The sequence below is a fragment of the Microbacterium sp. Root61 genome (assembly GCF_001427525.1).
Lineage (GTDB): Bacteria > Actinomycetota > Actinomycetes > Actinomycetales > Microbacteriaceae > Microbacterium.
This window is the reverse complement of record NZ_LMGU01000001.1, coordinates 342,337-362,988: the sequence shown is the minus strand read 5'-3', so window position 1 is coordinate 362,988 and position 20,652 is coordinate 342,337. Positions and strand designations below refer to the sequence as shown.

16 protein-coding genes are annotated in these 20,652 nt (G+C 68.6%); 7 read left to right on the top strand and 9 right to left on the bottom strand.

The genetic code is table 11. The annotated features are described in order from the left end of the window. The first annotated feature begins 91 nt into the window (after positions 1-91). Positions 92-364, top strand: a complete 273-nt coding sequence (locus tag ASD65_RS01785) for a DUF4031 domain-containing protein (protein ID WP_056217605.1) — start codon at positions 92-94, stop codon at positions 362-364. A gap of 48 nt (positions 365-412) precedes the next feature. On the opposite strand, the gene ASD65_RS01780 is transcribed toward ASD65_RS01785, so the two are convergent. Then, the gene (locus ASD65_RS01780; protein WP_056217603.1) at positions 413-2,794 is read right to left on the bottom strand and encodes an Rne/Rng family ribonuclease; all 2,382 of its coding nucleotides are present in this window, start codon (positions 2,792-2,794) and stop codon (positions 413-415) included. A 289-nt stretch (positions 2,795-3,083) separates the two neighbouring features. Between ASD65_RS01780 and ASD65_RS01775 the strand changes: the two genes are divergently transcribed. Next, positions 3,084-3,701 (top strand): vitamin K epoxide reductase family protein, encoded by a 618-nt coding sequence (locus ASD65_RS01775; protein WP_056217601.1) that lies wholly within the window; start codon positions 3,084-3,086, stop codon positions 3,699-3,701. Positions 3,702-3,761: 60 nt separating this feature from the next. On the opposite strand, the gene ndk is transcribed toward ASD65_RS01775, so the two are convergent. The 4 genes from ndk to ileS are packed head-to-tail and all read right to left on the bottom strand — an operon-like array spanning position 3,762 to position 9,362. Beyond that, a complete protein-coding gene (ndk, locus tag ASD65_RS01770) occupies positions 3,762-4,178 on the bottom strand; it encodes a nucleoside-diphosphate kinase (protein ID WP_056217599.1) in 417 nt (138 codons plus the stop codon). A 2-nt stretch (positions 4,179-4,180) separates the two neighbouring features. Next, positions 4,181-4,603, bottom strand: coding sequence for a DUF4233 domain-containing protein (locus ASD65_RS01765; RefSeq protein WP_056217596.1), 423 nt, complete (start codon positions 4,601-4,603; stop codon positions 4,181-4,183). After that, a complete protein-coding gene (locus ASD65_RS01760; RefSeq protein ID WP_056217590.1) occupies positions 4,600-5,952 on the bottom strand; it encodes a bifunctional folylpolyglutamate synthase/dihydrofolate synthase in 1,353 nt (450 codons plus the stop codon). The genes ASD65_RS01765 and ASD65_RS01760 overlap by 4 nt, the downstream gene beginning before the upstream one ends. Then, positions 5,949-9,362 carry an isoleucine--tRNA ligase gene (gene ileS / locus ASD65_RS01755; protein ID WP_056217587.1) on the bottom strand — a complete coding sequence of 1,138 codons (3,414 nt, stop codon included), beginning with the start codon at positions 9,360-9,362 and terminating at the stop codon, positions 5,949-5,951. Before ileS ends, ASD65_RS01760 begins: the two co-directional genes overlap by 4 nt. 323 nt (positions 9,363-9,685) lie before the next feature. On the opposite strand from ileS, the gene ASD65_RS01750 reads away from it, so the two are divergent. From ASD65_RS01750 to ASD65_RS01735, 4 genes are all read left to right on the top strand, one after another. Continuing rightward, positions 9,686-11,026: an MFS transporter gene (locus ASD65_RS01750; protein WP_056217586.1), complete on the top strand. Its 1,341-nt coding sequence runs from the start codon at positions 9,686-9,688 to the stop codon at positions 11,024-11,026. A gap of 9 nt (positions 11,027-11,035) precedes the next feature. Next, entirely contained in the window at positions 11,036-11,689 is a 654-nt protein-coding gene (locus ASD65_RS01745) for a pentapeptide repeat-containing protein (RefSeq protein WP_056217583.1), read from the top strand. 283 nt (positions 11,690-11,972) lie between these two features. Continuing rightward, positions 11,973-14,555 (top strand): valine--tRNA ligase, encoded by a 2,583-nt coding sequence (gene valS / locus ASD65_RS01740; protein ID WP_056217580.1) that lies wholly within the window; start codon positions 11,973-11,975, stop codon positions 14,553-14,555. Further along, positions 14,555-14,797, top strand: coding sequence for a hypothetical protein (locus ASD65_RS01735; protein WP_056217577.1), 243 nt, complete (start codon positions 14,555-14,557; stop codon positions 14,795-14,797). Before valS ends, ASD65_RS01735 begins: the two co-directional genes overlap by 1 nt. 54 nt (positions 14,798-14,851) lie before the next feature. Here the strand turns inward: ASD65_RS01735 and ASD65_RS01730 are convergent, their stop codons facing one another. From ASD65_RS01730 to ASD65_RS01720, 3 genes are read right to left on the bottom strand one after another with little or no spacing between them, the layout of a single operon-like run. Then, positions 14,852-16,114, bottom strand: a complete 1,263-nt coding sequence (locus ASD65_RS01730; protein ID WP_056217574.1) for an MFS transporter — start codon at positions 16,112-16,114, stop codon at positions 14,852-14,854. Continuing rightward, entirely contained in the window at positions 16,111-16,338 is a 228-nt protein-coding gene (locus ASD65_RS01725) for a hypothetical protein (RefSeq protein ID WP_056217572.1), read from the bottom strand. The genes ASD65_RS01730 and ASD65_RS01725 overlap by 4 nt, the downstream gene beginning before the upstream one ends. Beyond that, positions 16,335-16,958: an ArsR/SmtB family transcription factor gene (locus ASD65_RS01720; protein ID WP_056217570.1), complete on the bottom strand. Its 624-nt coding sequence runs from the start codon at positions 16,956-16,958 to the stop codon at positions 16,335-16,337. Before ASD65_RS01720 ends, ASD65_RS01725 begins: the two co-directional genes overlap by 4 nt. A gap of 104 nt (positions 16,959-17,062) precedes the next feature. On the opposite strand from ASD65_RS01720, the gene ASD65_RS01715 reads away from it, so the two are divergent. After that, a complete protein-coding gene (locus ASD65_RS01715) occupies positions 17,063-19,117 on the top strand; it encodes a M3 family metallopeptidase (protein WP_056217568.1) in 2,055 nt (684 codons plus the stop codon). A gap of 192 nt (positions 19,118-19,309) precedes the next feature. Here ASD65_RS01715 and clpX read toward each other — a convergent pair whose 3' ends face one another. After that, positions 19,310-20,578, bottom strand: coding sequence for an ATP-dependent Clp protease ATP-binding subunit ClpX (gene clpX, locus ASD65_RS01710; RefSeq protein ID WP_056217565.1), 1,269 nt, complete (start codon positions 20,576-20,578; stop codon positions 19,310-19,312). Positions 20,579-20,652 lie beyond the last annotated feature (74 nt).

Here is a 20,652-nt window from a genome sequence, read left to right as displayed (position 1 = left end):
GACGCACCAAAGGAATACTTTACCGGATAGGGGGGCCTATCTCCAAAAGCGCGGACCCGTGAGTCTGCCGTGTCGTGCGTAGGATCGGCCTATGGCGATCCTGATCGACGACCCGCGGTGGCCGGCACACGACCGACTGTGGGCGCACCTGATCAGCGATGCGAACCTCGATGAGCTGCACGATTTCGCGGCGGCCAACGGACTCCCCCGCCGCAGCTTCGATCTGGACCACTACGACGTCCCCGAAGAGGCCCACGCGCGCCTGGTGGCCGCCGGAGCCCGTCACGTGGACGGACACGCCCTGGTGCGTTCCCTGATCGCCTCCGGCCTGCGGGTGACCGCACGCGAGCGACGCGGGCTCTGACGCACGCAGAAGCCACCCGCATCCGATCGGATGCGAGTGGCTTCTGGATCAGTCTTCTGCGGGCGTGTGCGCGATCGGCGTGCCGGTGAGCGCGGCCGTGCTGACACGGCGGCGACCACGACCCTGCCCCGGAGCCTTCGGCTCGGGAAGGGCGTTGAGCACCGTGTCCAGGAGCTGTTCCTTCTCGGACTTCGGCGCGCTCTGCGACGGCGCGGCACGCTTCTTGCGCGCCTTCTTGGGACGCTCGACCGGAGCCTCGAGGACGAGCTCCACGGGCGCGGCATCCGCGACGGCGTGCTCCTCGTGGTGGATCGTCGAGGCGGCGATCTGGGCGAGCGCGGACTTCACGCCCTCCGTGATCACGTGCGTCCCGGTGGAGGCGCCGTTCGCGACGGGAGCACCCGCACGCGGCCTGCGGCCGTTGGGGGCGCCACCGGCGGCCGAGCGGTGCTTGACGACGGGATCGTGGTGCACGACGACGCCACGGCCGGCGCACACGTCGCACGGCTCGCTGAAGGTCTCGAGCAGGCCGAGGCCGAGCTTCTTGCGCGTCATCTGCACGAGGCCGAGCGAGGTGACCTCGGCGACCTGGTGCTTCGTACGGTCACGGCTGAGGCATTCGACCAGACGACGCAGCACGAGGTCGCGGTTGGATTCGAGCACCATATCGATGAAGTCGACGACGATGATCCCGCCGATGTCGCGCAGCCGGAGCTGGCGCACGATCTCCTCGGCGGCCTCGAGGTTGTTCTTCGTGACCGTCTCTTCGAGGTTGCCGCCGGAACCGACGAACTTGCCCGTGTTGACGTCGACGACGGTCATGGCCTCGGTGCGGTCGATGACGAGCGAGCCGCCCGACGGCAGCCAGACCTTGCGGTCCAGCGCCTTCTCGATCTGCTCCGTGACACGGAACTCGTCGAACGGGTCGTTCTCACCCTCGTACTTCTCGACGCGCTCCAGGAGGTCGGGAGCGACACTGGCGAGGTAGTTCGCGATCGTGTGCTGCGCGTCCTCGCCCTGGATGAGCATCTTCGTGAAGTCCTCGTTGAAGACGTCGCGGACGATCTTGACGAGCAGGTCCGGCTCGGAGTGCAGCAGCGCGGGCGCCTGGATCGACTCGATCTGGCGGCTGATGTGCTCCCACTGGGCGGTGAGGCGCTGCACGTCGCGCGTGAGCTGGTCCTCGGTCGCGCCCTCGGCGGCGGTGCGCACGATCACTCCGGAAGACTCGGGCAGCACCTCCTTGAGGATGCGCTTGAGGCGCGCCCGCTCGGTGTCGGGGAGCTTGCGCGAGATGCCGTTCATGGCGCCGCCGGGCACGTACACGAGGTACCGGCCCGGGAGCGAGATCTGGCTGGTCAGACGGGCGCCCTTGTGGCCGACCGGGTCCTTCGTGACCTGCACGAGCACGCGGTCGCCGGACTTCAGCGCCAGTTCGATGCGACGCGGCTGGTTGCCGGTCTCGACGGCATCCCAGTCGACCTCGCCGGAGTACAGCACGGCGTTGCGACCGCGACCGATGTCGACGAAGGCGGCCTCCATGCTGGGCAGCACGTTCTGCACGCGACCGACGTAGACGTTGCCGATGAGCGACGCGTCCTGGTTGCGCGCGACGTAGTGCTCGACGAGCACCTTGTCTTCGAGCACGGCGATCTGGATGCGCCCGTTCTTGGAGCGCACGATCATGACGCGGTCGACGGCCTCACGGCGCGCGAGGAACTCGGCCTCGGTCACGACGGTGCGGCGGCGTCCGGCCTCACGACCGTCGCGGCGGCGCTGCTTCTTGGCCTCGAGGCGCGTGGAGCCCTTGATGCGCTGCGGCTCGGTGATGAGCTCGACGGCGCGCTGGCGCGGCGGCTGCTGCTGCTGCACAGGCGGGGCGTCGGATGCCGCGTCCCGGTCTTCTGCGCCACCACGGCGGCGGTTGCGACGGCGGGCCGTGCTGGAGGCTGCGGGCTCGTCGGAGGGGATCTCCAGCGGGCCGGAGCGCTCGGTGACCGGCGGCGGCTCGGGCGCGTAGAACATCAGCTGCGTCGACACGGCCGACACGAAGTTCTCCGGCAGCAGGCCGAGGGTGGCCGCCGTCAGCGGCTTCTCCTCGACGACCGGCTCTTCCACCGCGGGCGCGACTTCGGTCTCGGTCACCGCTTCGGCATCGGCCTCGGTCGCGACCTCGGCTTCGACCTCGGCGACGGCTTCCGCGGCAACCTCGGCGGTGGCCTCGATTTCCGCGACAACCTCGACCTCGGCGACAACCTCGGCCTCAGCCTCGGCGACGATCTCCGCGACCTCGGGCTCGGCGACGACGGCGTCGCCGCCCTCGATCACCGCGTCGGCGACGGAGTCGGGCACGTCGAGCGTGACCGCCTCATCTGCCGGAGCTTCCGGTGTGTTCTCGAATTCGGACTGGTGGTTGGTGTCATCAGCCATCACTGGCGCACTCCCTGCGGGCGGCGCCGCGCGTCGCCCGGTGAAATCTCGTGCGGCACCTCACGTCGGTGCCGCAAACTCACTCGGTCTGCAGCCGGCCCGTGGCTCAGGCTGCGAAGGGCTCTCGTGGCCCGAAGTCTTTTCTGTGATGCTTTGTGCGGCGCGGCCGCTGCGCATCGGGATCTATTATCGCACTTTCCCCCGTTCGATGTGCGACGAGATGGATTCCGGGGATTTCTCCGGTCGTGCGTGCGCGCTTCGCACAGGCGGCGATGCCATAATCCGAGGCATGTCTTCGCCGCAGAGCCACACCCGCCCGACCGTCATGGCCGTCTGGCTGGTGGTCGCCGGCGTCATCGGCTGGTGGGCCGCGTTCCAGCTCACGCTCGAGAAGCTGCACGCGCTGGAGTTCCCCGGCACGGCGGCATCCTGCGACTTCAGCGTGCTGGTGCAGTGTACGGCGAACCTCGACTCGTGGCAGGGCAGCATCCTCGGGTTCCCGAACCCGATCATCGGCCTCACCGCCTGGGTCGCCCCCATCGTGGTCGGCGTCGCGATCCTGGCCGGAGCGCGGTTCGCCCGCTGGTTCTGGTGGCTGTTCGAACTCGGGATGCTGCTGGCGTTCGTGTTCGTCTGCTGGCTGATCGGGCAGAGCATCTTCGTCCTCGGCACGCTGTGCCCGTGGTGCATGGTGACGTGGGCCGTCGTGATCCCGTCGTTCTACGTCGTGACCGTGCACATCCTGCGCACCGGCATCCTGCCCGCACCCGCGAACATCCGCCGCTCCGCCGGCAAGCTCATGCCGTGGGTGCCGCTGATCACGATCGTGAGCTACGCGATCATCGTGGTCCTGGCGCAGGTGCGCCTGGACGCACTGACCAACATCTTCGGCACGCTCTTCGCCTGAACGAGAACGGCCCGGAAGGTGCGACTGCTGTCGCGCCTTCCGGGCCCTCTCACGTGCGGGCTACGGGAACCAGATGTCCAGTTCGCGCGCCGCGGACTCGGGGCTGTCCGAGCCGTGCACGAGGTTCTGCTGCACCTTCAGGCCCCAGTCACGGCCGAAGTCGCCGCGGATGGTACCGGGAGCCGCCGTGGTCGGGTCGGTGGTGCCGGCGAGCGACCGGAAGCCCTCGATGACGCGGTTGCCGGCCAGGCGGATCGCGACAGACGGTCCCGACATCATGAACTCGAGGAGCGGCTCGTAGAACGGCTTCCCCTCGTGCTCGGCGTAGTGCTGCTCGAGAAGGTCGCGGTCGGGCTCGACGAGGCGGATGTCCACCAGCGAGTAGCCCTTGGCTTCGATTCGGGCCAGGATCGCGCCGGTGAGGCCGCGGGCGACGCCATCGGGCTTCACCAGGATGAGGGTCTCTTCAGTGGACATGTTCAGTCTCCGTTCGGGATGCCGGGATCCTGCGCGAGACGCGCGTTGCGAGCGTCGAGGGACGCTCCTTTGATGGTGGCATACGCCCACATGCCACCGAAAATCAGAGCGACGATGAGGAATGCGGGAACCACGAATGCCGCCAGCGCGACGACCACCTGGAGCGCCCAGCCGACGGCGATCGCCCAGCGGTGCCGCAGCATCCCCGAAACCGCGATCATCGCGATGGCGAGCACGATGCCGCCCACAACACCCCACCACGGCGCAATGGGCTCGGGCAGGGCCTTGAGGCCGAACACGACGAGTCCGCCGAGGAACACGACGACCGACTCGAAGATCAGGACGATCGAGCCGAGCGATTCGGCGGCACCCCGACGACGACGCTCACGGCGCGGAGCCGGAACCTCCGCTGATTCGACGCTCACTCGCTCCACCCTGCCTTCCAGTCTTCCCGGGCCGCCACGGCCAGGGCTTCGCCGGCCAGGACGACCGAGCCGGCGATGACGACGGCCCGACGATCGGATGCAGCGGCCCATGCTCGGGCCGCCTCCGCCGCGTCGGACACGTTGTCGTGGACGGTCACGGGCATTCCGGCGGCCTCCGCATAGTCGGCGATGGCATCCGCCTCATTCGCCCGTTCCGAATCGGGGGCGGTGGCGAACACCTGGGTCGCGATCGGGGCGATCTCCGCGACGATGCCGGCGGCGTCCTTGTCCGTGAAGACGCCCAGCACGACACCCCACTCGTCGAAGTCGAACGAATGGCCCAGCGCCTCGACGAGCGCGTGCACGCCGTGCGGGTTGTGCGCGGCATCCACCAGGACGGTGGGGCTGACCCCGACCAGCTGGAGGCGTCCGGGCGAGGTCACCTGACCGAAGGCTTCGGTGAGGATGTCGCCGGCGATCGGCTGGGTCGCCGCCCCGATCAGCGACTCGACCGCGGCGATGGCCAGGGCTGCGTTGAACGCCTGGTGTGCGCCGTACAGGGGCAGGTACTCGTCGTCGTACGTGCCGGCGAGCCCGCGCACCGAGATGAGCTGACCGCCGACGGCGAGACGATCCGAGACGAGGCCGAACTGCTCGCCCTCGAACGCGATCGTGGCGCCGCGCGCGGCGGCGGCCGCGCGCAGCACGGCCTCGGCCGCGGGGTCCTGACGCGCGGACACGACCGCGGCGCCGTCCTTGATGATGCCGGACTTCACGGTCGCGATCTCGGCGATCGTGGCGCCCAGCCGGTCGGCGTGGTCCAGCGCGATCGGCGCGAACACTGCGACATCGCCGTCGGCCGTGTTCGTGGAGTCCCACGCGCCGCCCATCCCGACCTCGAGCACGAGGACATCCACCGGCGCATCCGCGAAGGCGACGAACGCCAGCACCGTCAGCAGCTCGAAGAACGTCAGCGCGGCATCGCCTGCGGCGGCGAGCTCGGCGTCGACGAGGTCGACGAACGGCTCGATCTCGTCCCAGGCATCCGCCACGGCACCGTCGTCGATCGGTTCGCCGTCGACCATCATGCGCTCCGTGAAGCGCTCCAGGTGAGGGCTGGTGAACAGACCGGTGCGCAGACCGTGCGCGCGGACCAGGCTCTCGATGAGGCGACTGGTGGAGGTCTTGCCGTTCGTGCCGGTGACGTGCACCACGCGGTAGGTGCGCTGCGGGTCATCCAGCAGCTCGAGCACCCGGCGTGTGCGCTCCACGCGCGGCTGCACCCACGCCTCGCCCTGACGGGTCAGCAGCGCGGCGTAGACCGCATCCGCTCTCTTGCGATCGTTCATGCGGGGACCTCCATCCGGGTGACGGCGACATGGAAGCCGCCGCGGTTCGCGTACGTCCCGCTGGGCACGTACCCGACGTGCTCCGGGACGGCCCCGAAAACGAGCGGGTGCCAGACCTCGGCGGGCGCATCGGCGGGCAGATGCACGCCCTCGCCCTCCACCAGCACGCCGTGATCCAGAGCGAGGGTCTCCCCCGCGACATCGGCGATGTCGAACGCCGACCGTACGGCGGCGGCGTCCTCGGCGTCGGAGAACAGCAGCTGGAGACGGATGCGGTCGCTGACCTCGAACGCGGCGGACTTGCGCGTCTCCTGCACGGCGCGGATGACGTCGCGGGCCAGGCCCTCGGCCTCCAGCTCGGGCGTGGTGGTGGTGTCCAGCAGCACGAAGCCGCCACCGGGCAGGGTCGCCAGAGCTTCGCCGTCCGGACGGCCGGTGGTCTCGAGCACGAGTTCGTACTCGGCGGGCTCGAGCGCCAGGCCGCCGGCGACGACGGCGCCGTCCTGTTCGGACCAGTCCCCCGCCTTGGCCGCCTGGATCGCCTGCTGCACCTGCTTGCCCAGACGGGGGCCGGCCGCACGGGCGTTCACCGACAGGCGATGCGTGATGCCGTACTCCGACGCCTTGTCGGTGTCGAACTCGACGAGCTCGACGCTCTTGACGTTGAGCTCCTCACGCAGGATGTCGTCGAACTGGGCCAGGGATGCGGCATCCGGGACCACGACCGTGAGTCGCGCGAGCGGCAGCCGCACGCGCTTCCCCTCACGCTTGCGCATGGCGTTGGCGACGCTGGAGACCTCGCGCACCGCGTCCATCGCGGTGCGGATGTCCTGCGCCGGGGCGAAAGGCGCCGCGTCGGGCCAGTCCTCCAGGTGCACGCTGCGTCCACCGGTGAGGCCCTGCCAGACGCGCTCGGAGATCAGCGGCAGCAGCGGAGCGGCCACGCGCGTGACCGTCTCGAGCACCGTGTAGAGCGTGTCGAAGGCCTCCGTCGAGCGGGGGTCGTCGGTGACGCCGGTCCAGAACCGATCGCGAGAGCGACGCACGTACCAATTCGTCAGCGCCTCGCCGAAGTCGCGCAGCTTGGCCGTCGCGCTGGTGGAGTCCAGCACCTCCAGATCGGCGGCGACATCGCGCACGAGATCGCCGGTGAGGGCGAGGATGTAGCGATCCAGGACATCGGTCGAATCCGTGCGCCAACGCGCCTCGTAGCCGGCACCGCCCTGCTCGCCCGCGGCGTTCGCGTAGGTCGAGAAGAAGTACCACGCGTTCCACAGGGGCAGCATGAACTCCCGCACGCCCGAGCGGATGCCTTCCTCGGTCACGATGAGGTTGCCGCCGCGCAGGACGCTGGAGGACATCAGGAACCAGCGCATGGCGTCGGACCCGTCCCGATCGAACACCTCGGACACGTCCGGGTAGTTGCGCAGCGACTTCGACATCTTCTGCCCGTCGCTGCCGAGCACGATGCCGTGGCATGACACGCCGGTGAAGGCGGGGCGGTCGAACAGGGCCGTGGACAGCACGTGCATCAGGTAGAACCACCCGCGCGTCTGGCCGATGTACTCCACGATGAAGTCGGCCGGCGAGTGCTCGTCGAACCAGTCGTGGTTCTCGAACGGGTAGTGCACCTGCGCGAACGGCATCGACCCGGAGTCGAACCAGACATCCAGGACGTCCTCGATGCGGCGCATCGTGCTGTTGCCGGTCGGGTCGTCCGGGTTGGGTCGGGTCAGGTCGTCGATGTACGGGCGGTGCAGGTCGACTTCGCCCGCGGCATTGCGCGGCAGGCGACCGAAGTCCTGCTCCATCTCGGCCAGCGAGCCGTAGGCGTCGATGCGCGGGTACTCGGGGTCATCGCTCTTCCAGATCGGGATGGGCGAGCCCCAGTAGCGGTTGCGGCTGATCGACCAGTCGCGCGCCCCTTCGAGCCACTTGCCGAACTGACCGTGCTTGACGTTCTCGGGCGCCCACGTGATCAGCTCGTTGTTCGCGATCAGGCGGTCCTTGATGTCGGTGACACGCACGAACCAGCTCGACACGGCCTTGTAGATCAGGGGGTTCCGGCACCGCCAGCAGTGCGGGTAGGAGTGCTCGTAGCTGGCGAGACGCAGCAGACGTCCGTCCTGGCGGAGCAGGCGGATGAGCGGCGTGTTCGCGTCCATCCACAGCTCGCCCGCGACGTCGGTCACGGCGGGCAGGAAGCGACCGCCGTCGTCGAGGCTCAGGATCGTCGGGATGCCCGCGGCCTCGGCGACCCGCTGGTCGTCCTCGCCGAAGGCCGGGGCCTGGTGCACGATGCCGGTGCCGTCCGAGGTCGTGACGTAGTCGTCGACGAGGATGCGCCACGCGTTCTGCGTGCCCCAGGTCTCGGCGTCGGCGTAGTAGTCGAAGAGACGGTCGTACGCGACATCGGCCAGGTCGGCGCCCAGCACGGTCTGCACGACGGCCTCGCGCGCGGCATCCGCCGATTCGTACCCGAGGTCCTTCGCGTACCCGGCCAGGAGATCCTCGGCCAGGAGGTAGCGGTGCGCGGTCGCCTCGACCGGGTCGTCGGAACGCCCGTCGGGGCCGTGGTGCACGTCCGCCGCACCGGCCGGTCCGCCGGGAACGACGACGTAGCGGATGCCGGGACCCACGGCGAGCGCGAGGTTGGTCGGGAGCGTCCACGGCGTCGTCGTCCACGCGAGGGCACGCACACCGGTGAGGCCGAGCGACTCGGCCTTGATGCCGACGAGCGGGAACGACACCGTGACCGAGGGATCCTGGCGCATCTTGTAGACGTCGTCGTCCATACGCAGCTCGTGACTGGAGAGAGGCGTCTGGTCACGCCAGCAGTACGGCAGCACGCGGTAGCCCTCGTACGCAAGACCCTTGTCGAACAGGGTCTTGAAGGCCCACAGCACCGACTCCATGTAGGAGGTGTCGAGCGTCTTGTAGCCTCGCTCGAAGTCCACCCAGCGCGCCTGACGCGTGACGTAGTCCTGCCACTCGCGGGTGTACTCGAGCACCGACTCGCGCGCCTTCGCGTTGAAGGTCGCCACGCCCATCCGCTCGATCTCCTCCTTCTCGGTGATGCCGAGCTGCTTCATCGCCTCGAGCTCGGCGGGAAGACCGTGCGTGTCCCACCCGAACACGCGATCGACCTTCTTGCCGCGCATCGTCTGGAAGCGCGGGAAGAGGTCCTTCGCGTAGCCGGTGAGCAGGTGCCCGTAGTGCGGCAGGCCGTTGGCGAACGGCGGGCCGTCGTAGAAGACCCACTCCGGGGCGCCCTCGCGCTGCTCGATCGACGCGCGGAAGGTGTCGTCGGCCTTCCAGAAATCGAGCACATCCTGCTCGATCTCGGGGAAGCGCGGGCTCGGCACGAGATCGGCCGCGGGGCCAAAGGCAGAGGGCTTCGGGTAGGTCATGTCACTCCAGCAGGTCGCGATGCTTCCTGCGAGGACGACTCTCCCGAATGGAAGAACCGCGGTACCACCCCGCGTGCCCCCGTTCTCTCGAGCAGGGGCCTCTCTCACTGCGGCTGTGACGGGCCTGACCCGTTCGGTTCTAGTGAGTCCCCGAGAGGACCGTTCTTCCGAAGACTCCCCGGTGATGGCCGGATCGATGTCTGTGAGCTCCAGTCTACCGGTTCGCCCTACGGCGGCGGTGGTCCGCTTTTCGGTGCCGGACTCTGCGCCGTCGACACAATTCTGGCTCCAGTCCATCAATGCCCGAACCCGTGCAAGGATGGATGCTCGTGACCGCTACCGCACCGCTGGATTCCGCCCGCTCCGCCAACACTCCCCGACGTGTCGCCTGGGCCTCGATGGTGGGGACCTCGCTCGAGTCGTTCGACTTCTACGTCTTCGCGTACTTCTCGGCGTTCTTCATCGGTCCGCTGTTCTTCGCTCCCCTCGGCGAGTTCGGCGGCCAGATGCTGGCATTCCTCACGATCGCGATCGCGTTCATCGTCCGCCCGATCGGCGCGGTGATCTTCGGCTACATGGGTGACCGGCTCGGACGCCGCTCCACGCTGCTGTGGACGGTCGGCATCATGGGCATCGCGACCGGCCTCATCGGCCTGCTGCCGACCTACGCACAGGCGGGGTGGCTCGGCGCTGTGCTCCTCTTCGTGCTGCGCATCGCGCAGGGCCTCTCGCTCGGCGGCGAGTGGGGCGGATCGATCCTGCTCGCGACCGAGCACTCCGGTCCGGTCAAGCGCGCCTTCTACGCCGCGATCCCCCAGCTCGGCTCCCCCGTCGGCTCGATCCTGTCTGCCGCGCTGTTCATCGTCATGACGATCGTGCTCCCGCCGGAGGAGCTCGCCGCATGGGGCTGGCGCATCCCGTTCCTGCTCGCGCTGCCCCTGCTGGCGGTTTCGCTGTACCTGCGCTGGTCGATCGATGAGACGCCGGTGTTCAAGGAGGTCGTGGCCGAGGGTCGCCGCGAGCGCGTCCCCTTCGTCACGATGTTCACCGCTCGCCCGGTCGCCGTCGTCATCGCGATCGGCGCGGCCCTGCTCGGCATCGGCTCGTACTCGCTGATGAACACCTACACGATCAACTACGGCGTGGCCGAGCTGGGGTTCAGCTTCCAGGACCTGCTCGTGGCCACCACGATCGGTGCGCTGCTGCAGCTGATCACCATCCCGCTCTTCGGCGCGTGGGCGGCACGCATCGGTTCGGCGCGCGTCGTCGCATGGGGCGCGCTCGGCACGCTGCTGATCGCCTTCCCGATGTACTTCGTGCTGCAGTTCGCGACGTTCCCGATCCTCGTCGCGACGATGATCATCGGCGGCATCCTGCCCACCATGTCGTGGGCGGCGCTGGGCGGACTCATGAACGATCTGTTCCCCGACCGCTTCCGCTACTCGGCGCTGTCGATCTCCTACGCGATCGCCGCAACGGTCAGCGGGTTCGTGCCCGCGGTCACGCTGTGGATCGGCGAGGCGAGCGGCTTCGCGTGGTGGCATCCGGGGCTCGTGCTCGCGCCGATGGCCCTGCTGACGTTCCTCGCTGCCCTCGCGGCGGCACGGACGGCACCGGAGCCGGAGTCCGCCGGACATCCGGAGAGTGTCACCGCCGCCGCGTAGCGTGGAGGGATGGCACGTTCTTCGACTCCCCTCGCTCCCCGCATCTCGGCTCCCGATCTCCCGGCCACCCTCGACCCCGCGACTCTCCGGCCGCGCATCGAAGTCATCGCCGCGCTCGTCGAGGGACTCAGCGGTGAGGTGGACGCGTCGAACGCGCATCTGAGCGAAAGCGTGCTGCGCGATGTCGATGTGGCCCGGCTGGACCTGTCTCGGTCCCGACTGGTGGATGTCGACATCCAGGAGCTCCGCGGCGTCGAGATCAACGGGCGCGAGACCCGCTGGCAGACGGTGCGGGTCACCGGCGGGCGCGTCGCGACACTCGATCTCTCGCGCAGCAGCCTGTCGGGCGTCGAGTTCCGCGGGCTGCGCGTGGACTACCTCACCCTGGCGGGCTGCGACGCCTTCGACGTGCTGTTCGTCGACTGCATCATCGGCTCGCTCGACGCACCGCAGGCCAAGCTCGGTCGCGTCGCTTTCGAGGGCTGCCGGGTCGACGACGTCGACAATCGCGGCTGGAAGATCGAGCACGTCGATCTGCGCGGGCTGGACGCCGTCCGCTATCTCGACATGGCAGGCCTGCGCGGCGCGACGATGGGCGACCAGCAGGTCACCGCCCTCGGTCGCCACTTCGCCGCCGCCGTCGGCGTGGACGTGCGCGACTGAGCCGACCCGCCGCGCGGCGCATCGAGCCCACGACATCCGTTCGCAATTCAGTCCCGACGTCACCGGCCACCGCGCTGAAGCCCGGATTCGCCGCGCAGCCCCGCGTCGCGCACGACGCAGAGACTGAATTGCGGCCATGTCGGGGCGCACAGCGCCGGGATGTGCCGGCGTGGGCGAGCCTGGCCGCGCGACGAGCGACTCCCCCATCCCGCCCGGGTAGAATCGCAGGACATCCCACACTCAGGCACGATCACACGGTGCCGCACATATCGCAGGAGATCTGATGGCCGACGCGCACATTCCCGACAAGCCCGCCCTCGAGGGTCTCGAAGACAAGTGGGATGCCTCATGGAAGGCGCAGGGCACGTACCTGTTCGACCGTATCCGTGCGGCCGAAGTCGGCCGCACCGGCATCTACTCGGTCGACACTCCCCCGCCGACGGCCTCGGGCAGCCTGCACATTGGGCACGTTTTCTCATATACGCACACCGACGTGAAGGTGCGCTTCGAGCGGATGCGCGGCAAGACCGTGTTCTACCCCATGGGGTGGGATGACAACGGGCTGCCGACCGAGCGGCGCGTGCAGAACTACTACGGCGTGCGCTGCGACCCGACGCTCCCGTACGACGTCGACTTCACGCCTCCGTTCGAGGGCGGCGACAACAAGAGCTCCCGCGCGGCCGACCAGATCGCGATCAGTCGCCGCAACTTCATCGAGCTGTGCGAGAAGCTCACGGTCGAGGACGAGAAGCACTTCGAGGACCTGTGGCGCAAGCTCGGTCTGAGCGTGGACTGGACCCAGACCTACCGCACGATCTCGGATGACACCATCCGCACCAGCCAGGGCGCGTTCCTGCGCAACCTGGAGCGCGGCGAGGCCTACCAGGCCATGGCCCCGACGCTGTGGGACATCGACTTCCGCTCCGCGATCGCGCAGGCCGAGCTCGAGGACCGCGACCAGCCGGCCGCGTTCCACCGCCTCGCCTTCCACGGCCCGAGCGACGACATCTTCATCGAGACGACGCGCCCCGAGCTGCTCGCGGCGTGTGTGGCCCTCGTCGCGCACCCCGACGACGAGCGGTATCAGCCGCTGTTCGGCTCGACCGTGCGCACCCCGATCTTCGACGTCGAGGTACCCGTGCTCGCGCACCCGCTCGCCCAGCCCGACAAGGGCTCCGGCATCGCGATGATCTGCACGTTCGGTGACGTCACCGACATCATCTGGTGGCGCGAGCTGGACCTGCCCAACCGCACGATCATCGGTCACGACGGCCGCATCCTCGCCGACGCCCCCGAGGCGATCACGACGGATGCCGGACTCGCGGCCTACGCCGAGCTGGCAGGCAAGACCGTGTTCAGCGCCAAGAAGCAGATGGTCGAGCTGCTGCAGGCCTCCGGTGAGCTCATCGGCGACCCGAAGCCGTTCACGCACGCGGTCAAGTTCTTCGAGAAGGGCGACCGCCCGCTCGAGATCGTCTCCACGCGCCAGTGGTACCTGCGCAACGGCGCTCGTGACGCCGAGCTCCGCGAGAAGCTCATCGATTTCGGCGGCCAGCTGTCGTGGCATCCCGAATTCATGCGCGTCCGGTACGAGAACTGGGTCAACGGTCTCACCGGCGACTGGCTCGTCTCGCGGCAGCGATTCTTCGGCGTCCCGATCCCGCTCTGGTACGGGCTGGACGAGAACGGCGACCGCGACTACGACCGTATTCTGACGCCGGATGCCGCGCAGCTCCCAGTCGACCCGACCTCCGATGTCCCGCCCGGCTACACGGCCGAGCAGCGCGGCGTGCCCGGCGGGTTCGACGCCGAGATGGACATCTTCGACACCTGGGCGACCTCGTCGCTCACACCGCAGCTGGCCGGTGGCTGGGACCGCGACCCGGAGCTGTGGAACCTCGTCGCGCCGTTCGATCTGCGCCCGCAGGGCCAGGACATCATCCGCACGTGGCTGTTCTCCACGATGCTGCGCAGCGCCCTCGAGGACGACCGCGCGCCGTGGACGGATGCCGCGATCTCCGGCTTCATCGTCGACCCCGACCGCAAGAAGATGTCGAAGTCGAAGGGCAACGTCGTCACGCCCGCCGACATCCTCGTCCAGCACGGCTCGGACGCGGTGCGCTATTGGGCGGCCAGCTCCCGCCTCGGCACGGACGCGGCGTTCGACCCGCAGAACCCGACGCAGATCAAGATCGGCCGACGCCTGGCGATCAAGGTGCTCAACGCGGCGAAGTTCGTGCTCTCGTTCCCGGTGCCCGAGGGCGCCGAGGTGACGCACGCGGTGGATGCCTCGATGCTCGCGACGCTGGACGGCGTCATCGCCGAGGCGACCAAGGCGCTGGAGAACTACGACCACGCCCGTGCCCTCGAGCTGACCGAGCAGTTCTTCTGGACGTTCTGCGACGACTACCTCGAGCTGGTCAAGGAGCGCGCGTACAACCAGACCGATGTCGGGCAGGCCTCGGCGGCGCTGGCGCTGCGTATGGCGCTCTCCGCGCTGCTGCGCCTGCTCGCGCCGGTGCTCTCGTTCGCGACCGAGGAGTCGTGGTCGTGGTTCAACGAGGGTTCGGTGCACACCGCGGCGTGGCCGACCTCGAACGAGAGCGGCGGCGACCCCGCCGTGCTGTCGGCCGCCAGCGAGGCCCTGATCGGCATCCGTCGCGCGAAGACCGAGGCGAAGGCGTCCCAGAAGACGCCCGTGTCGCGTGCGGTGGTCAACGCCCCCGCGGACAAGGTGGCGGCGCTGCGCCTCGCCGAGGGCGACCTGCGCGCGGTCGGCCGCATCGCAGAGCTCGAGTTCGTGACGAGCGACGAGGTCGCATTGACGGTCGGCTCGATCGAGCTGGCCCCCGTCGAGGAGGCCTGATGCAGCTCGGCACCCGCTGGACCGCCGGCGAGCAGCCTCCTGCCGCCGTACCCGCAGCCCTGCACACGGCGATCGCCGAGGCCGATGCCGCGGCACTGGCAGCACAGGATGGCGGCTATGCCCCGCGCTGGACGCTGACCTGGCTCGAGAAGCGCCCGATCGCAGAGCTCGACACGGGGGTCATCGTGCGCCTCACCGCGACCGGTGAGGTCACCGTCGAGCACGACGACGACCTGGACTGATCCACACACGAAGAATGGGCCGGCGCACAGGTGCCGGCCCATTCTGGTCTCGGTTCAGTCCTCGAGGGGACCGGTGTACTGCGACGCCCGCAGGATGAAGCGGGCCGCGATCGCCGTGGCGATCAAAGTCACGACGGCGGCGATCAGGTAGGGCAGCCGCAGGTCGTAGCGCGCGACCAGACCGCCCAGCAGCGTCGCGAACGGGAACAGCCCCCACGTGAACGAGCGGATGATCCCGAGGACGCGCCCGAACAGGTGCCCCGGCACGATCGTCTGCCGCAGTGCACCCCACGGGACGTTCCAGGTCGAGATGGCGAACGCCATGCCCGCGTAGGCGATGACGGCGGTGATGACCTCCGGGGCGAGCCCGACGCCGACCAGGAACACACCGGCCGCGATGTTGGCGAACAGCATCACGGCCCCCCGGCCGAAGCGCTCCACGAGCCGCGGCGCGACGAGCGAGCCGGCCAGCGCGCCGAGGCCGATCCCGGCCGTGACGAAGCCGATCGCCACCGGCTGCACGTGCATCACGTCGAGGAAGTACAGGATGGTGGGCGCCTGCGCGAACGAGAACGCACAGCCCACGACGGAGGTGAAGATCACCATCGTGCGCAAGTAGTGGTGCCGCCAGAGATAGCCGATCGCGTCGCGCGCCGGGGTGCGGGAGACCGCCACCGTCGACGCCGGATCGCGGAACGGCCGGGCCGCGGCGAGCGGCAGGAGCAGCGCCAGCACGATCGGCACGATGTAGCCGCCCGCCCCCACCCATAGCGGAAGCACCATGGACACGGCGAACAGCACGCCGGCGATCGGGGTGGCGATGAAGCTGTCGATCGTGATCTGCGCCGCCTGCATGAATCCGTTGGCGCGGTCCAGCGCCCGGTTCTCCACGAGCCCGGGAACGACGGCGTTGGTCGCGTTGTCGAACAGCGTCTCGCCGACGCCGAAGATCAGGGTGGCGACCAGGAGGCTCCAGATCGTGAGGTGCCCCGTGACGGTCATGATGGCCAGCGCTAGGGCGGTCCCGCCGCGGATCGTGTTGGCGATCGCCATCACCCATCGGCGATCGAACCGGTCGACGATCATGCCGGCCGGCAACCCGAAGATCAGCCAGGGCAGGAACGCAATGGCACCGATGGCGGCGATCGCGAGCGGGTCACGGGTGAGCGTGGTCGCGATCAGCGGGACCGCCGTGCGGCCGAGGCCGTCGGCCAGGTTGCTGAAGGCGGCGGCGGTCCACAGCTTGCCGAAGTCCCGCCCGAGCGGCGGTCGCGCCGCTCGGGCGGTCTTCTCGCTCGCCCCTGCGGGCGTGCTCACTGCGGGAGCAGTCCGCTGTGGACGGATGCCGCGGCATCGCGACGGCGTTCGTCATGGGCGGCGGCGCCCGAGGACGGACGATCGGCGGCACGCCGCTGCATCCGTCGTTCCACGGCCGCGGTCAGATGATCGGCGGTGTTGAGCAGAATTCGTTCGACCCGTGTCGCACAAGCGGCGGCGCGCGTCGAGACATGCGAAGAGCGGGGTGCGGTGATCGCGCTCATAGTGCTTCTCCTTCGGCGGGCAGCGGGAAGATGTCGGCCCGCATGGTGACGGGGCGGACGTTCTCGCCTTCTTGGTTGCGGTAGTTCTCGACGGCTTCATCGAGGAGCGCCTGGACGCGCTGGACGAGCTCCTGCGTCTGCTCCGGTGTCATCCGAGCGGTGGCGGTGGAGATCAGGCTGCCCTCCTGCCACGCCTCGGGCTCGCCGTTGATGCCGCGATTGATGTAGTCCATGAGGTAGGACTGGCGACGCTGGAACCACTCGGCCATGACGAGCTGTGTGGCGGCTCGTCCGGACGGCGTCTTCATGGCGTCGGGGTTGGCGAAGGAGACTCCGCCGACCGGGCGGTGCCACCAGCGCTCGCGACCGGTGCCGCGACCCTCGACCTCTTCGATCAGGTCATGGGCGGCGAGGGCACGGAGGTGGTAGCTGGTGGAACCGGACGACTCCCCCAGCCGGACCGCCAGCGAACTTGCCGTCTGCGGTCCGTACTGGCTCAGGATGTCGTAGATCTGGACGCGCAGCGGGTGTGCCAGCGCACGCAGGGCTCCGGCATCCAGGACGCGGTAGTCCTTCTCGCCGTGTCCTGCGCCATGTTCGACCGACTCATCTGTGCTCACGTTCCAAAGATAGCGTTGCAAAGAGTTCTTTGCAACTACTTCTTTGCGAAATTCTCTTTGCAAAGATTCGGAGGGATGCAGTCGTGGCCGATTAGGCTGAGCGCATGTCCGACTCCGCGAACCCCCTTCTCTCGACCTCGGCACTGCCCTACGGTCTCCCCGACTACTCCCTCATTCGTCCCGAGCACTATCTGCCCGCGTTCGAGCAGGCGTTCGACGATCACCGTCGCGAGATCAACGCGATCACCTTCGTGCGCTCGATGCCGACGTTCGAGAACACACTGGTCCCTCTCGAGCGCAGCGGAGACCTGCTGGGCCAGGTGGCGCGCACGTTCTACACGGTGTCCTCGGCCGACGCGACCGAGCCGATCCAGGAGATTGAAGAGAAGCTGGCCCCGCTGATGGCCGCCCACCAGGACTCGATCCAGCTCGACAGCGCGCTCTACTGGCGCATCAAGACCGTTTACGACCAGCTCGACACGCTCGGCCTGGAAGGCGAAGACCGGTACCTCGTCGAACGTCACTACCGGGAGATGACCCACGCCGGCGCCGGCCTCGATGACGACGCGAAGGCGCGTCTCACCGAGCTGAACCAGCGCCTGTCGACCTTGACGACGACCTTCGAGAAGAACCTCCTCGCCGACACCAACGATCTCGCCGTCGTCTTCGACGACGTCGCCGAACTGGACGGCCTGACCGAGGGCGAGCTGTCCGCCGCAGCGCAGGCGGCCACCGACCGCGGCCTGGAGGGCAAGTACGTCGTCACCCTCACGCTGTTCACGGGGCATCCGTACCTCTCCTCCCTGACACGTCGAGAGAGCCGTCGTCGCATCCTCGAGGCATCCCGTGCCCGCGGCTCACGCGGCGGGGACCACGACAACCGCGGAGTCCTGCTCGAGATCGTCCGGCTGCGGGCCGAGCGGGCCGAGCTGCTGGGCTACGCGTCGCACGCTGCGTACATCACGGCGGATGAGACGGCGGGCTCCCCCGAAGCCGTGCACGCGCTGCTGCACAAGCTCGCCGCCCCGGCCGCGCGCAACGCCGGCCGCGAGCAGGCCGCGCTGCAGGCGATCATCGACGCCGAGGCGGAGCCCTTCGCCCTCGAAGCCCACGACTGGGCGTTCTACACCGAGAAGGTGCGCGCGGCAGAGTACGACCTCGACACCGCCGCGCTGCGCCCGTGGTTCGAGGCGGAGCGGGTACTGCAGGACGGCGTGTTCTACGCCGCTACGCAGCTGTACGGCATCACCTTCACCGAGCGCACCGACCTCGGCGCGTACCACCCGGACGCCCGCGTCTTCGAGGTCCACAACGCCGACGGATCGGCACTGGGCCTGTTCGTGCTGGATCTGTATACGCGCGACACGAAGCGCGGCGGCGCGTGGATGAACTCGATCGTGCTGCAGTCGGAACTCCGCGGCACCGACCCCGTCGTGGTGAACAACCTCAACGTGTCCAAGCCCGGCCCGGGCAAGCCGACGCTGCTGACGCTGGACCAGGTGACGACGCTCTTCCACGAGTTCGGGCACGCGCTGCACGGCCTGTTCGCGACCGTGACCTATCCGCACTTCTCCGGCACCGCCGTGTTCCGCGACTTCGTCGAGTTCCCCAGCCAGGTCAACGAGATGTGGATCTACTGGCCGCAGGTACTGGAGAACTACGCCCGCCACGTCGACACGAACGAGCCGCTGCCCGCCGAGATCATCGCCAAGCTCAAGGCGTCCGAGGCGTTCAACCAGGGCTTCGCGACGAGCGAGTACCTCGCCGCCGCGTGGCTCGACCAGGTCTGGCACTCCGTGAGCGCGGCTGAATCGGCCGGCGACATCGACGTGGCGGAGTTCGAGGCATCCGCACTATCGGCCATCGGGCTGGACAACCCCGCCATCCCGACGCGCTACTCCTCCACCTACTTCGCGCACGTGTTCTCCGGCGGCTACAGCGCCGGGTACTACTCGTACATCTGGAGCGAGGTGCTCGACGCCGACACCGTCGAGTGGTTCACCGAGAACGGCGGCCTCACGCCGGCGAACGGCCAGCGGTTCCGCGACCGTCTGCTCGGCGTCGGCGGCTCGAAGGACCCGCTCGCCGCCTACCGCGACTTCCGGGGCCGGGACGCCGAGATCCAGCCGCTCCTGGAGCGTCGCGGCCTGACCGCCTGACGCCGGGGCTGCGGCTGGTCAGCCGCTAGGCCGCTGGACCGCGAGACTGCAAAGGAGCGTCGAGACTGTGGGTAAAACCCGCGGTCTCGACGCTCCGTTGCTGTCTCGCGAAGGATGGATGCGGGCGCGGGCGCCCGGACGTGCCGCTGGCGCGCTGATCGACCCCGACTCCCGGGGCGACTCAGACGCGGGTCAGGCGCTCTTGCGGGTGTCGCGAAGCTCGAACACCGGGGCGGCGCCGTCTTCGACGGCTGCTCGTGTCACCGTGACCTTGGCGACGTCCTCGGCCGAGGGGATGTCGAACATGATCGGTCCGAGCACCTCTTCGAGGATCGCACGCAGCCCACGGGCGCCGGTCTTGCGCAGCACGGCCAGGTCGGCGATCGAGCGCAGCGCGTCTTCCTCGAACTCGAGCTGGACACCGTCGAGCTCGAACATGCGCTGATACTGCTTGACGAGCGCGTTGCGCGGCTCGGTCAGGATCTCCATCAGCGCGTCCTGGTCGAGCGGAGTGACGGATGCCACGACCGGCAGTCGACCGATGAACTCGGGAATCAGCCCGAACTTGTGGAGGTCTTCGGGCAGCACTTCGCCGAACAGGCTGAGGTCGTCGCCCTTGTTGTGCAACGGGGCGCCGAAGCCGATACCGTGCTTGCCGACGCGCGAGGAGATGATGTCTTCCAGCCCGGCGAATGCGCCTGCCACGATGAACAGCACGTTCGTCGTGTCGATCTGGATGAACTCCTGGTGCGGGTGCTTGCGACCGCCCTGCGGCGGAACGGAGGCGACGGTGCCCTCGAGGATCTTCAGCAACGCCTGCTGCACGCCTTCACCCGAGACATCCCGCGTGATGGAGGGGTTCTCCGCCTTGCGCGCGATCTTGTCGACCTCGTCGATGTAGATGATGCCGGTCTCGGCGCGCTTCGTGTCGAAATCTGCGGCCTGGATCAGCTTGAGGAGGATGTTCTCGACGTCTTCGCCGACGTAGCCGGCCTCGGTGAGGGCCGTGGCATCCGCGACCGCGAACGGCACGTTCAGGCGCTTCGCGAGCGTCTGCGCGAGGTAGGTCTTGCCGCAACCGGTCGGGCCGATCAGCAGAATGTTGCTCTTGGCGATCTCGACCTCGTCGGCCCGCTGCTCTGCGGTCTGGAGCGTGCCGTGGGCGCGGATGCGCTTGTAGTGGTTGTACACCGCGACCGACAGAGCGCGCTTGGCGGCTTCCTGCCCGACGACGTACTCCTCGAGGAAGGAGAAGATCTCACGCGGCTTCGGGAGGTCGAAATCAGACACGACGCCCGAGGTCGACTCGGCCATGCGCTCTTCGATGATCTCGTTGCACAGCTCGACGCACTCGTCGCAGATGTACACGCCGGGGCCCGCGATCAGCTGCTGGACCTGTTTCTGGCTCTTTCCGCAGAAGGAGCACTTGAACAGGTCGGCGCTCTCACCGATGCGTGCCATCAGGCTCCTCCTCGTGCTGGGACCATCCCCAGGATGTCCTCCGAGCCTAGTCGCTGGCAGGGACAACGGCCGGG